This window comes from Rhodococcus cerastii, assembly GCF_033042195.1.
In the GTDB taxonomy this organism is placed as follows: Bacteria; Actinomycetota; Actinomycetes; order Mycobacteriales; family Mycobacteriaceae; genus Rhodococcoides.
This window is the reverse complement of record NZ_JAWLKF010000002.1, coordinates 300166-313479: the sequence shown is the minus strand read 5'-3', so window position 1 is coordinate 313479 and position 13314 is coordinate 300166. Positions and strand designations below refer to the sequence as shown.

General features: G+C 64.4%; 11 protein-coding genes. 3 read left to right on the top strand and 8 right to left on the bottom strand.

Going from position 1 to position 13314, the window contains the following annotated elements; all coding sequences use genetic code 11:
* Positions 1 to 58 precede the first annotated feature (58 nt).
* Genes R3P93_RS05785 through R3P93_RS05775 form a run of 3 tightly spaced genes read right to left on the bottom strand, consistent with a single transcriptional unit; the run spans position 59 to position 3821 of the window.
* Positions 59 to 247, bottom strand: coding sequence for an antitoxin (locus R3P93_RS05785; protein WP_068051116.1), 189 nt, complete (start codon positions 245 to 247; stop codon positions 59 to 61).
* Positions 248 to 289: 42 nt separating this feature from the next.
* Positions 290 to 2686: a cation-translocating P-type ATPase gene (locus R3P93_RS05780; protein WP_283347148.1), complete on the bottom strand. Its 2397-nt coding sequence runs from the start codon at positions 2684 to 2686 to the stop codon at positions 290 to 292.
* A 19-nt stretch (positions 2687 to 2705) separates the two neighbouring features.
* Positions 2706 to 3821 (bottom strand): MBL fold metallo-hydrolase, encoded by a 1116-nt coding sequence (locus tag R3P93_RS05775; protein WP_094686777.1) that lies wholly within the window; start codon positions 3819 to 3821, stop codon positions 2706 to 2708.
* 94 nt (positions 3822 to 3915) lie between these two features.
* Here R3P93_RS05775 and htpG point away from each other — a divergent pair, with 94 nt between their 5' ends.
* Together htpG and R3P93_RS05765 are read left to right on the top strand one after the other, a co-directional pair.
* On the top strand, positions 3916 to 5841 hold the full coding sequence (gene htpG, locus R3P93_RS05770; protein ID WP_317532602.1) for a molecular chaperone HtpG: 1926 nt from the start codon (positions 3916 to 3918) through the stop codon (positions 5839 to 5841).
* 81 nt (positions 5842 to 5922) lie between these two features.
* On the top strand, positions 5923 to 6723 hold the full coding sequence (locus tag R3P93_RS05765) for a crotonase/enoyl-CoA hydratase family protein (RefSeq protein ID WP_317532601.1): 801 nt from the start codon (positions 5923 to 5925) through the stop codon (positions 6721 to 6723).
* A 62-nt stretch (positions 6724 to 6785) separates the two neighbouring features.
* Here R3P93_RS05765 and R3P93_RS05760 read toward each other — a convergent pair whose 3' ends face one another.
* Together R3P93_RS05760 and shbA are read right to left on the bottom strand one after the other, a co-directional pair.
* Positions 6786 to 8432 (bottom strand): purine-cytosine permease family protein, encoded by a 1647-nt coding sequence (locus tag R3P93_RS05760; RefSeq protein ID WP_149405081.1) that lies wholly within the window; start codon positions 8430 to 8432, stop codon positions 6786 to 6788.
* A 113-nt stretch (positions 8433 to 8545) separates the two neighbouring features.
* Entirely contained in the window at positions 8546 to 9127 is a 582-nt protein-coding gene (shbA, locus tag R3P93_RS05755) for an RNA polymerase sigma factor ShbA (RefSeq protein WP_068051103.1), read from the bottom strand.
* Positions 9128 to 9325: 198 nt separating this feature from the next.
* Between shbA and R3P93_RS05750 the strand changes: the two genes are divergently transcribed.
* Complete coding sequence (locus R3P93_RS05750; protein WP_149405079.1) at positions 9326 to 10273, top strand: alpha/beta fold hydrolase; 948 nt, start codon at positions 9326 to 9328, stop codon at positions 10271 to 10273.
* 73 nt (positions 10274 to 10346) lie between these two features.
* On the opposite strand, the gene R3P93_RS05745 is transcribed toward R3P93_RS05750, so the two are convergent.
* The 3 genes from R3P93_RS05745 to R3P93_RS05735 form a co-directional block, all read right to left on the bottom strand.
* The gene (locus R3P93_RS05745) at positions 10347 to 11021 is read right to left on the bottom strand and encodes a hypothetical protein (RefSeq protein ID WP_149405078.1); all 675 of its coding nucleotides are present in this window, start codon (positions 11019 to 11021) and stop codon (positions 10347 to 10349) included.
* Positions 11022 to 11212: 191 nt separating this feature from the next.
* The gene (locus R3P93_RS05740) at positions 11213 to 12547 is read right to left on the bottom strand and encodes an ammonium transporter (RefSeq protein WP_317532600.1); all 1335 of its coding nucleotides are present in this window, start codon (positions 12545 to 12547) and stop codon (positions 11213 to 11215) included.
* Positions 12544 to 13275, bottom strand: a complete 732-nt coding sequence (locus R3P93_RS05735; RefSeq protein WP_317532599.1) for an enoyl-CoA hydratase — start codon at positions 13273 to 13275, stop codon at positions 12544 to 12546. Before R3P93_RS05735 ends, R3P93_RS05740 begins: the two co-directional genes overlap by 4 nt.
* Positions 13276 to 13314 lie beyond the last annotated feature (39 nt).

The following is a 13314-nucleotide window of genomic DNA, read 5'->3' as shown; positions in this document are numbered from 1 at the left end:
GCCGCACCCCGGGGTACGACCGACGGCCACGATCACCGATGCGGGAGACCGAAAGGTCCTACTTGTCCGGAATCGCCTTCTTGACTGCGTCCTGAACCTTGTCGACCTTGTCGGAGTACTTGCCGCCGGTCTTGTTGTCGATGAAGTCCCCCGCCTTCTCCACGACGTCGTCGATCTTGTCCGAGTTCTCGGCCGCAAGGTCCTTGCCCTTGTCGACCATGCCCTTCAAATTGTCTGCGAAGCCCATGAAACTCTCCTGCCGGTCGGGTGCAACGGAACACCCGGAAGCCTACGTTTCGTTCTGCCGATTGCGTAGTACCGATCCGAATCGATGAGCCACCTCGACGAGCGCGATACCGATGCCGCCGATGATCAAGGCACTGGTGGTGGCTCCGACGTTCGACGGATCGAGCTTGAAGAAGGTGCGGCAGAACGGGATTGCGAACAGCAGCAGATAGCCACCGACCGACCCACCGAGCAGCAGGATCTTCCACCAGTTGTAGGGCCGCGCGACGACGGCCAGCACCCACAGCGCGATCATGATCAACGTGATCAGCGCGGTGGTACTGGCCTGCGTCACCTGGGTCTCGCTGGCGTTGGGGCCTGCGTAGACCAGCAGGTAGGAGACGAACGTGCACGAGCCGACGATCAGACCGGACGGGACGGCCAGCCGCATCACCCGCGAAACGAATCCGCTGCGCGCCCGCTCGTTGTTGGGCGCGAGCGAGAGAACGAACGCCGGGATTCCGATGGTGAACCATGCCGCGATCGTCACGTGCCGGGGCAGGAACGGATACGGAATCGGCTCGAAGTGGAAGATCTGGGAGAGCACACCCGAGAGCCCGATCAGAAACGCCAGCAACACCGAGTACACGGTCTTGGTGAGGAACAGATTGGACACACGCTCGATGTTGCCGATGACGCGTCGCCCCTCCCCTACGACGTAGGGCAACGTGGCGAACTTGTTGTCCAACAACACGATCTGCGCGACGGCTCGGGTGGCCGCACTCCCCGAACCCATCGAGACGCCGATATCGGCGTCCTTGAGTGCGAGCACGTCGTTGACGCCGTCGCCGGTCATCGCCACCGTGTGGCCGCGAGATTGCAACGCGCCCACCATCGCCCGTTTCTGATCGGGCCGGACCCGACCGAACGTGGTGGAGGACGCCACGGCGTCGGCCAGCTTCTCGGAGTCCTCGGGCAGATCACGCGCATCGATCGGGGCGTCGCCGCCAGGCAGCCCGAGCGAACCCGCGACCGCACCGACCGAGACGGCATTGTCGCCGGAGATGACCTTGACCTCGACGTGCTGGCTTGCGAAGTACTCCAACGTGTCTCGGGCATCCTCGCGCACCTTCTGCTCGAGAATCACCAGCGCACGCGGTGTCACCACACCGGGTGCCTCGTCGTCGTCGACCGAGCGGTCCGAGCTGGCGAGCAACAACACCCGTAGGCCACGCGAGCCTGTTTCCTCGGCGCGACGAGCGATGTCGGAGGAGGCGTCGAGCAACACGTCCGGTGCACCGAGCAGCCAGTTCCCGTGGTCGCCGTAGGACAGTCCGCTCCACTTCTTGGCCGAGGAGAACGGGGCCACGGCACTCTGCGTCCACCCGGGCGCGTCCGGATACGCTTCGCCGACGGCCTGCACGCTCGCATTCGGCCGCGGATCGTCGTGCGCCAGAGATGCGAGAGCCGCTGTGACGGAGTCGGAATCGTGCTCGTCCATCAGCATCAACTCGGACAGCCGCATACCGTTCTCGGTGAGGGTTCCGGTCTTGTCCGCACACACCACGTCGACGCGGGCGAGGCCTTCGATCGCAGGCAGCTCCTGGACCAGGCACTGCCGCTGACCGAGTCGGATCACGCCCACCGCGAACGCGATGGACGTCATCAACACCAGGCCCTCGGGCACCATCGGAACGAGCGCGGCGACCATACCGTTGAGGGCCGGCTTCAAAGCCTGACCGCTGGAGAACAATTGGTTGTAGATGATCAGCGCGCCCGCCGGAATCATCAGGTACGTGATGAACTTCAGGATCTTGTCGATACCGCTGCGCAGCTCGGACTTGACCAGCGTGAACTTGCTGGCCTCCTCGGCGAGCTTGGCCGCGTACGCATCTCGGCCCACCTTCGTCGCACGGTACGCCCCACTGCCTGCGACCACGAAGCTTCCCGACAGCACCTGCGTTGCTTCGAGTTTGTGCACCGTGTCGGCCTCGCCGGTGAGCAACGACTCGTCGACCTCGAGGCTGGCGCTCTCGATCACCTCACCGTCGACGACGATCTGATCACCGGGACCGAGTTCGACGATGTCGCCGAGCACGACCTCGTCGGGGGGAATCTGCTTCGAGACGCCGTCGCGTCGAACCTGAGGCTTGTTCTGTCCGACGATGGCCAGCCGATCCAGCGTGCGCTTCGCGCGAATCTCCTGCACGATGCCGATGCCGCTGTTCGCGACGATCAACAGCCCGAACATGCCGTCGATCACCGAGCCCGTCGAGAGCACGATGATCAACAGCACACCGAGGATCGCGTTGATTCGGGTGAACACGTTGCCGCGGACGATGTCGCGAACCGACCGAGAAGCACGGGCCGGAACGTCGTTGGATTTTCCCTCGGCCCTGAGCCTGGCGACCTCCGCCTCGGTCAGCCCGGTGTCCCGCTGAGCATCGGCCTCGATAGACATGCGTGCAGCTTAAACCCGCTCAGCCGAGCCGAGACCACCAGCGATCGTCGTGCAGGGTTCGGGTGCCGTCGATGCGCTGGCCCGGCATCGGCACTGCCACCTGCACACCGACGTCCTGCGCAGCGGCATGCAGCCGCACGATCGGCTCGGACCACGGATGGAAGGCGAGGTTGAACGTGGCCCAGTGAATCGGAACGAAGATGCCCGACGCCGTCAGGTCGATGTGCGCCGTGACTGCTTCCTCGGGATTCATGTGGATGTCCGGCCACCGGGCGTCGTAGGCCCCGACGGGCAGCAGCGTCAGGTCGAAGGGGCCGTAGTTGCTGCCGATCTCGGCGAACTTCGGTGTGTAGCCGGTGTCGCCGCCGAAGAAGACGCGTCGAATCGGACCGGCGAAGGCCCAGGACGCCCACTGCGTCGAGTCCCGGGTCAGACCGCGGCCGGAAAAATGCCGAGCCTCGGTGCACGTGACGGTGAGGCCGCCGATGTTCGTCTGCTCGTCCCAGTCCAGCTCGATGATGCGCTCGTCGGGCACCCGCCACTTACGCAGGTGAGCGCCGATGCCGAGCGGCACGACGAACGGAGCCGACTGTGTACTCGCCAGCTTCTGCACCGTCGCCTTGTCGAGATGGTCGTAATGATCGTGGGAGATCACGATGGCGTCGACCGTCGGTAGGTCGACCAACTCGACCGGCGTCGGATGCAGCCGTGCCGGGCCCACCACCGAGGACGGGGACACCCGGTTGCTCCACACGGGATCGGCGAGGACGCGATAGCCGTCGACCTCGACGAGCACACTCGAGTGGCCGTACCAGGTGACGGCCAGCTCGCCCGCGTCCACCGGCGCGATCGGCGGTGCCAACGGAATCGGGCGTTGCGGCCTGCCCTTGCCGCGTTCGGTGATCAGCGAGACGAACATGTTCTGCTGTCCCTTCTCGCCGCGCCCCGGTACGTAGCTCGAGCTCGGGTCGGAGTTGTGGAACCGGCGATCGCGGTATCGCGGAGACCCGGCGGCATACGGAGTGATGTGCACGCGTCGGGCACCGATGGCCGACGGCAGACCCCACAGCGCACGCGCCAACCAGGCCCCGCTCAGTGCTGCCGTTGCTCCCAGAACGAACTTCGTCTTCGTCACGGCCACCACAGTAGGCGGCGCCGACGTCTTCGCAGCTCACCCGTAGTCTTGCCGTAGAATATTCGCGTCGGTTTTGCTGCTAGAAGGGGAGACATTGAGTACCGAACAGCTCGAATTCCAGGCGGAGACGCGTCAGCTCCTGGATCTGATGGTGCACTCCATCTACTCCAACAAGGACAGCTTTCTCCGTGAACTGATCTCGAACTCCTCGGACGCGCTGGACAAGCTGCGCCTGGAGTCGTACCGCAACAAGGACCTGGACGTCGACGTCTCGGATCTGCACATCGAGATCGACATCGACGCTGCGGCCCGCACGCTGACCATCCGCGACAACGGCATCGGCATGTCGCGCGCCGAGGTCATCGACCTCATCGGCACGCTGGCCAAGTCCGGCACCGCCGAGGTTCGCAAGAAGCTCAAGGAAGCCAAGGACGCGGCCGCCTCCGAAGAACTGATCGGCCAGTTCGGCATCGGCTTCTACTCCACGTTCATGGTGGCCGAGAAGGTCACGCTGCTCACCCGCAAGGCGGGCGAGAGCACGGCCACCCAGTGGGAGTCCACCGGCGAGGGCACCTACGAGATCACCGACGTCGACGACGCCCCGCAGGGTTCGTCGGTGACGCTGGCCCTCAAGCCCGCCGACGAGGAGGACCACCTCCACGACTACTCGTCCGAGCGCAAGATCAAGGAACTGGTCAAGAAGTACTCCGACTTCATCGCCTGGCCCATTCGCATCGACGTCGAGAAGCGCGTCAAGAGTGAAGAAGAGGGCGGCGAGGACACCGTCACGATCGAGACGGAGACGATCAACTCTCAGAAGGCTCTGTGGACCCGCTCCAAGGACGAGGTGTCCGAGGAAGAGTACAAGGAGTTCTACAAGCACGTCAGCCACGCCTGGGACGAGCCGCTCGAGGTCATCCCGTTCAAGGCCGAGGGCACGTTCGAATACCAAGCGCTGCTGTTCATTCCGTCGCAGGCACCGTTCGACCTGTTCATGCGCGAGAGCCAGGCCGGCGTGCACCTGTACGTCAAGCGCGTGTTCATCATGGACGACTCGCAGGAACTGCTGCCCGAGTACCTGCGCTTCGTCAAGGGTGTTGTGGACGCGGCGGACCTCTCGCTCAACGTCTCTCGCGAAATCCTGCAGCAGGACCGGCAGATCCGCGCGATCCGTCGACGCCTGACCAAGAAGGTCCTCTCGACGGTCAAGGAACTGCAGAGCGAGCAGCCCGACAAGTACAAGACGCTGTGGTCGCAGTTCGGCACGGTCCTCAAGGAGGGCCTGATCTCGGATTCGGACAACCGCGAAACCCTCTTGGGCATCTCCTCGTTCGCGTCCACCAACTCCGAGGAGGGGCTCACCACCCTCGCCGAGTACGTGGACCGGATGAAGGACGGCCAGCAGCAGATCTACTACATGACGGGCGAATCCCGTCAGCAGATCGAGAGCTCTCCGCACATGGAGGCCTTCAAGGCTCGCGGGCTCGAGGTGCTGCTGCTCACCGATTCGGTCGACGAGGTGTGGGTCGGCAACGTCACCGACTTCGACGGAAAGTCGTTCCAGTCCATCGCCAAGGGCGAGGTGGACCTCGACACCGAAGAGGAGAAGAAGGAGTCAGAGGCCAAGCGCGAGGAGCAGGACAAGGAGTTCGCCGACCTGCTCACCTGGCTGACCGAGACCCTCGGCGAGGACGTCAAGGAGGTGCGCCTGTCCACCAGGCTCACCACGTCCCCGGCCTGCGTCGTCGGCGACGAGTTCAGCTTCTCCCCGCAGCTCGAGAAGATGTACAAGGCGTCGGGACAATTCGTGCCGACCTCCAAGCGGATCCTCGAACTCAACCCGACCCACGACCTGGTGACGGGACTGAAGAAGGCCCGCGAGGATCGCAGTGACGATCCGCACCTCGCCGAGACCGCCGAATTGCTCTATGCGACGGCCTTGTTGGCCGAAGGCACCGAGCTCAAGGACCCGGCGAAGTTCTCCCGTCTGCTGGCCGAGAGGCTGACGCGGACCATCTGAGTGCCTGCGGCAGTGGTGTGGTTATGTGCCCCAGGCGGCACTTAACCGCGCCACTGCGGCCAAGCAACGAAAGGCCCGACCGTGAGAGAACCTGTTCTTACCGAACGACAAGGCGACGTGGTCGTCTGGACGTTGAACAACCCCCAGGCCCGTAATCCCATCTCCGAGGCGGAGACCATCGACGCCCTCGAGGCCGCGATCGCCGACGCGAACGGGGATCCATCGATCAGGGTTGCCGTCCTGACCGGTGCCGGTTCGGCATTCTCGTCGGGCGGGAACGTCAAGCACATGCGGGACAAGCAGGGAATGTTCGGTGGTAGCCCGGCCGAGTTGCGGCAGGGCTACCGCCACGGCATCCAACGAATCCCGAAGGCGTTGTATCACTGCGAGATTCCCACGATCGCCGCGGTCAACGGCCCTGCCATCGGAGCAGGCTGCGATCTGGCCTTGATGTGCGATCTCCGAATCGCCTCGACCACTGCGACATTCGCCGAGAGTTTCGCCAAGGTGGGCATCATTCCCGGAGACGGTGGGGCGTGGCTGCTCCCCCGGGCCATCGGCATGGCACGGGCGAGCGAAATGGCGTTCACCGGCGAGGCCATCGACGCCGCTACGGCATTGGAATGGGGCCTGGTCTCTCGGGTCGTCGAGCCCGAGGATCTGCTCGACGCTGCCCACACACTGGCTCGGCGTGTGGCGGCCAACCCACCGCAGGTACTGCGTATGACGAAGAAATTGTTGCGCGAGGGCCAGCAGCAGAGTCTGGAATCCTTGCTCGAACTCTCCGCCGCCTATCAGGCCATCGCACACCACACCGAGGATCATTCCGAGGCTGTCGACGCGATGCTCGAGCGTCGCGATCCCGAGTTCCGAGGACGCTGACTCGCCAGGTGAGTGGAAACTCGGGCCCCACTACGAGTTTCCGCTCACCTGCGACGAAGTCGCTACTGCGGGGGCAGGATGTGCTCCCCCGTCTTGTCGGTGCTCAGCGACAGTGAACTGATGTACTGCTTCTCCCCGTTGGGCCCGGGCACGTTGGACGCGATCATGTCGGGTCGCTCGAATTCCATACCGCTGACGTGGCACATCACGAGTGCGTCGGACGGGTTGCCGTGCTCGTCGAACATCGGCAGATCGATGCCGTCGTCGGTACGACGCAGGTAGTACTTGCCCTTGGTTGCCACCGCCAGGATGGGCGGAAGTATCAGTGCCAGAACGAGGGCCACGATCGGCGAGTACGGTTTGATCGCCGGTCCGAATGCCCCGAAGAACACCAGAATCGACAGGATGGCCGACGCCGCCATCGATCCGAAGCCGACCGGATTGATGTTGTAGAGCATGCCACGTCGAAACTCGGGGACCTTGGGTGAGAGCTTCAGGATGTACTTGTTGAAGACGATGTCCGACGCCACCACGGCGATCCACGCGATACCGCAGTTGGCGTAGAAGCCGAGGATGTCGTTGAGGAAGCTGAACATGTTGGCTTCCATCAGGATCAGCGCGATCGCGAGATTGAAGAGCACGAAGACCATGCGCCCCGGGTAGGTCTTGGTGATGCGGGTGTAGGAGTTGGTCCACGCCAGCGACCCGGAATACGCGTTGGTGACGTTGATCTTGATCTGACTGATGACGACCAGGATCACCGCGAGGGTCATGGCGAGCCAGCCCGGCATGAAGTTCTCGTAGATCTCCAGGAACTGGTGCACCGGCTCGTTGGCTATGGTGGATCCGTCGACCACGTTGGCGATCAGGTACACGGCGAGGAACAGTCCGACGACCTGCTTGAGCGCACCGAAGATGACCCAGCCCGGTCCGGCGAGAAGTACTGCGGTCCACCAGCGTCGGGAATTCTCGGGAGTCTTGGGCGGCATGAAACGCAGGTAGTCGATCTGCTCGGCGATCTGCGCGATGAGCGACAGACACACGCCGGCCGCGAGCATCACCGATCCGATGTTGACCCCCTTGCCGTCGGCACCGTCCTGACCGCCGTAGGCGAGGAATTGGCCGACCGAATCGGGATTGCTGAACACGAGGTAGACGAACGGCAGCACCATCAGCACCAGCCACAGCGGAGTGGTCCAGACCTGAAGCTTGGCAAGGGCTTTCATGCCGTAGATGACCAGCGGGATGACCATGATCGTGGACACCGCGTAGCCGATGGGTAACGGGATGCCCAGGCCGAGTTCGAGTCCCTGCGCCATGATCGAGCCTTCGAGCGCGAAGAAGATGAACGTGAACGTCGCGAAGATGACGTTGGTGACGACCGATCCGTAGTATCCGAAACCGCTTCCCCGCGTGATCAGATCGAGGTCGATGTTGTAGCGGGCGGCATAGTAGGCGAGCGGAAGTCCCGTCAGGAAGATCACGACGGCGAACACCAGGATGCCCCAGAGCGCGTTGCCGGTTCCGTAGGAGATTCCGATGTTGGCACCGATGGCGAAGTCCGCGAGATACGCGATGCCGCCGAGCGCTGACGTCGCGACGACACCGGTACCCCACTTGCGGTAGCTACGCGGCGCGAAGCGCAGCGTGTAGTCCTCGAGCGTCTCTTTCAGCGCGGTGTCTGTCGGCGCAGGCTGTACGGCGGTCATGGTTCAACAACGTAGAACCGCCACGTTGCCGCTATGTCTTGGAAAGATGTAGCTACGGTTACTCAGTCCGGCGATTCGGACATTCGACCCCGGAGTCCCGCCGGCGAGGTTTGTCAGGCGACTGCGCGCGCCGCCAGCAGCGAGAAGTTCGACAGCTCGGCGCGCAGCATGTTCATCGCGCGATGCTGGGCCACTCGCACGGCTCCGGCCGTCATTCCGAGTGCTTCGCCGGTCTGCGGTGCCGTCATTCCCCACACGACTCGCATCAGGATGATCTTGCGGTACTTCGTCGGCAGGGTGTCCATCAATGCCTGGGTGTGGCTACGCAGTTCGTCGCCGAGCGCCAGCTGCTCCGGCCCGGCATCGGTGGACTGCTCCTCCGGCATCTCGTCGATCGAGAACGACTGTCGCAGAACCGATTTACGACCTGCGTCGGCCAGCTTGTGCGCGGCGATCCCGTACACGAACGCCATGAAGGGCTTCCCCATGTCGCGGTACTTGGGAATGGCGGTGACCAGTGCGAGGCAGACCTCCTGCACCACATCGTCCGCGGCGACGTCGAGATTCCCGATGCGAGCTGCGCAGTATCGGCGAACCGGTGGCTGGATCAACACCAGCACCTGTTCGAGAGCGAGTCGATCTCCCGCAACGGCGCGGGGCACAACGTCCTCGAGCCTGTCCATGCCGAAACTCATGGCCGATCTCCTCACTGGCAACGCGCGTCCTCTCCTGAACGCTCACCAGTACTTCGGTGCCGATTCCCACCCGGCTTGGTCCGAACGGGTACCACACCGAACAAAAATTGTGATTCAGGTAACACGGTGTGTCGACGAAGCGAAGTACCGGACAACACCGTCGTCGCAGCACGTGACACTCACACCCGCGGAGCGCCCATGATCACCAGCGAGCAGAGCCATCAGGTCGGTCGCCGCAGCACCGTCGCTGCCGGCGACGGCACCGCTCTGGCGGTTCGCGAGTTCGGGCATCCGAATGCACCGCTGACCGCGGTGTTCGTGCACGGACACTGCCTGCGGATGCAGTCGTGGACCGACCTGCGTGAGCAGGTGGAGCACGCCTGGGGAGACGACGTGCGGATCGTGATGTACGACCACCGCGGGCACGGGGAATCGAGTGCGGCCGCGCCGGAGAGTTGCACCATCGACCGACTCGGCGAGGATCTGGCCGACGTCATCCGTGCTGTGGTCCCGTCGGGACCGTTCGTCGTCGTCGGCCATTCGATGGGGGGAATGACGGCGCTCTCCTACGCCCGTCAGAACCCGGAGGCCATCGGCACGCGCCTGGTCGGAGTCGGTTTGATCGCGACGTCGGCGGGTGGAATCACCGACGACGGACTCGGCAGTGCCCTCGCGCATCCCGCGGTGTCGGTGTTCCAGGCCGCTGTTCGACGCGCCCCTCGACTGATGTCGGGTGCCAAGAGACTCAGTCGCGGCGTATGGGCACCCATCGTCAGGACTGCGGGATGCGGATCCCGAAGAGTCGGTCCGAGGGTGGTGACGCTGGCGACGGCAATGCTGGGCGAGACGTCCATCGTGACGCTGGCCGGCTTCCTCGGGGCATTCCGAGGTCTGGACGAGGTGGCCGGCCTGGCTGCTCTCGCCTCGATCCCCACCCTGGTGTTGTGCGGCTCGGACGACCTGATGACACCGATGCGTCACTCGGAAACCATTGCCGAACATCTGCCCGACGCTCGCCTGGTGTGCGTCGCGGAGGCCGGGCACATGGTGATCCTGGAACGGGCCCGCGAAGTGGCCGATGCCGTCGTCGAACTCGTGACGGCGGCTCGCCGTGCACACGTGCGAGATCTCGCGCTGGCTCGCTAGCGACAAGAACCTGCCGACGACTGTGGCCCGCAACGGAGGATCCGATGCGGGCCACAGCACTGCTGTACGAGAGTTACTTCTTGACGGCGGGAGGAGCGTTGAGGAGCTGGATGAACTGCCCTGCGTTGCCGGCGATGGCACCGAGACCACCGATGGCGGTTCCGGCGAGCGAAGCACCCGAGCCGAGAAGCAGTGCGCCGCCGACGCATCCGGCTACCGGTGCTGCACCGAAGAGCAGCAGGGCAGGCGCGGAGACGGTGCCGGCGGCGATGGCTCCGAGGAAGCAACCGGTGACCAGACCGGTTGCGGCTCCGAGGAATCCACCGACCGAAGCGGACAGGCTGATGTTGTCCTTGACGCCGGAGACTGCGGCGGGCAGGTCGACCTGCTGCAGACCCGGGAGAGAGGCGGAGACCGGGGTTGCCGCGGCAGGTGAGGCGTCGGCGGTCAGGGTGGCGTGGTTTCCGTCGATGACGGCTGCGACGGGGTGCGAGAAGCCGTCTGCGGCAATGGCCAACGGCACCGAGTCGACCAGCACACCGTTGGCGTCGCGGACGACGAGGTGGTTGTCCTCGTTGCTCAGGGTGCCGGCCGTCGTGTCGACGAGGACCTGGTTGCCGGCCTGGGTGACGTTCCACCCGACGGCAGCGGCGGGAGCCGGTGCCGGATCCGCGTAGGCGGTGCCCATGGCGGTCGTCATCGCTGCAATGACCAATGCGGACGTTGCCGCGAATCGAGTCAGCTTCATGTTCCTCAGTCTTTCGTCGTGTCCATCACTCGATGCGAGCAGCGAAAAACTATGGGTGGAACACGCGGGTCAGGAGAACCGAAGATGAACGATCGGGGTCGAACCGAACAACGATTGCGCGCATCGACTCATAAGGGACAGAACGGCTTTCGAAGTCCAAACCGTTCGTAAACGACACGCGCGGGTTGTCTCTACTTACCGAAAAGACCCGGCTTGTTGCTGCCTCCGTGGCTCACCCCGAAGTCGTAGGCGGACTCGGCGTGCTCGTGCTCGTCGAGACCGTCGGCTTCGTGTTGCGCGTCGGCGCGCACTCCCATGACAGCCTTGATCGCGAACGCGATGCCGGTGGTGACGACGGCGCAGTAGGCGAACACCGCAGCCACCGCGACCGCCTGTACGCACAGCTGGTGCAGCCCGCCGCCGTACAACAGACCGTCCACGCCTGCCGGCATCTGCGCACTGGCCACGAGTCCGATCATCAGCGTGCCGACGATGCCGCCGACGAGATGCACACCGACGACATCGAGCGAATCGTCGTAGCCGAAGCGGTATTTGAGGCCGATGGCCAGGGCACACAGCGCACCCGACGCGATGCCGATCGCCGCGGCGCCGATGGGGGTGACCGCCGTGCACGAGGGTGTGATGGCCACCAACCCGGCCACGACGCCCGAGGCCGCACCGAACGACGTCGCATGGCCGTCCCGCAGCTTCTCGACCACGAGCCACGCCGCCATGGACATCGCTCCGGTACCCATCGTGTTCACCAGAGCCACCGCGGCGACGCCGTCCGCGGCCAACGACGATCCCGCGTTGAACCCGAACCAACCGAACCACAGCAACCCGGCTCCGAGCATGACGGCCGGAAGGTTGTGCGGGCGCATGGGATCTCGCGGCCAACCACGCCGCTTGCCGACCACGAGCGCGAGAACGAGGCCGGCGACACCGGCGTTGATCTCCACCGCAGTTCCGCCGGCGAAGTCGATGGCACCGAGCTTGTTGGTGATCCACCCACCGAATTCACTGGTGAGCCCGTCGAGCGAGAACACCCAGTGCGCCACCGGAAAGTAGGCGAGTGTGGACCACAGCGCCGCGAACAGTACCCAGGGTACGAATCGCATTCGGTCTGCGACGGCACCGGAGATCAGCGCCACCGTCACCATCGCGAATCCCGCCTGGAACGCCGCGAACACCAGTGCTGGAACGGTTCCCACCAACGGAATCGACACCGTCCCTGCGGCCGAGGTGTACACACCACCCAGCAGACCCTCGAAACCGGCGAACTGCAACGGGTTTCCGATCCACCCGCCGATCACGTTGTCGCCGAACACCATCGAGAATCCGAACGCCAACCACAGCAGCCACACCACTGCGATCGCCGACAAACTCATCATCATCATGTTCAGCACACTCTTCGAGCGCACCATGCCGCCGTAGAAGAAGGCCAGGCCGGGAGTCATCAACAGCACCAGCGCGGTACTGGTCAGCAGCCACGCCGTATCGCCCGCATCGGGCGCGCCGACGATCACCTGCCCACGAACTTCGGCTTGCGCTTCTCGGATCGTGCGCGGCGCGCTTCTTTCATGTCCTCGCTGCTCCACGCGGCCTCGAACGCAGCGACCTGCTCCGGCGTCGGAACATCCTGTGCTCCATCGTCGTTGAAGACGAGCTTGAGGTGACGCAACGCCAAAGGAGCGAGTTCGGTGATCGACTGCGCCCACTGTATCGCGACGTCCAGGTCGCCGAGCTTGTTCGCCAGCCCGCAGGTGAACGCCTGCTCGGTGTACACCCGCTCACCGCCGAGCAGGATGGTGCGCGCAACACCTCCGCCCGCGAGCGAGGCCAACCGCCGGATGGTCCAGTTGCTCACCGCGATGCCGAGCCGGGTCGACGGTATTTCGAAGAAGCTGCCCGGCGCAACGACTCGCAGATCGCACGCGACAGCCAACTGTGTGCCGGCACCGACGGCCGGTCCGTTCACCGCGGCCACGACCGGAATCGAGGTCCGCTGGATTGCCGTCAGCATCTCTTCGAGGATCTGCCCGAAGTGCTCGGGAAACGCGTCCCCCGTCAGGTCTGCACCCGCACAGAAGCTGGTGCCCTGGCCGGTGACGACCACGACCCGCGCGCCGTCACGCTCGGCTTGTTCGACTCCGCGATGCACCGCCAGGCACAACTCGGAGTTCAACGCGTTCCGTCGATCCGGCCGCTGCAGTTCGAGGGTGACGACGTCGCCGTCACGAGAGAGTCCGATCACGAGAGCAGAGGTTACCCACCAGTACAGAAAATGACAGTG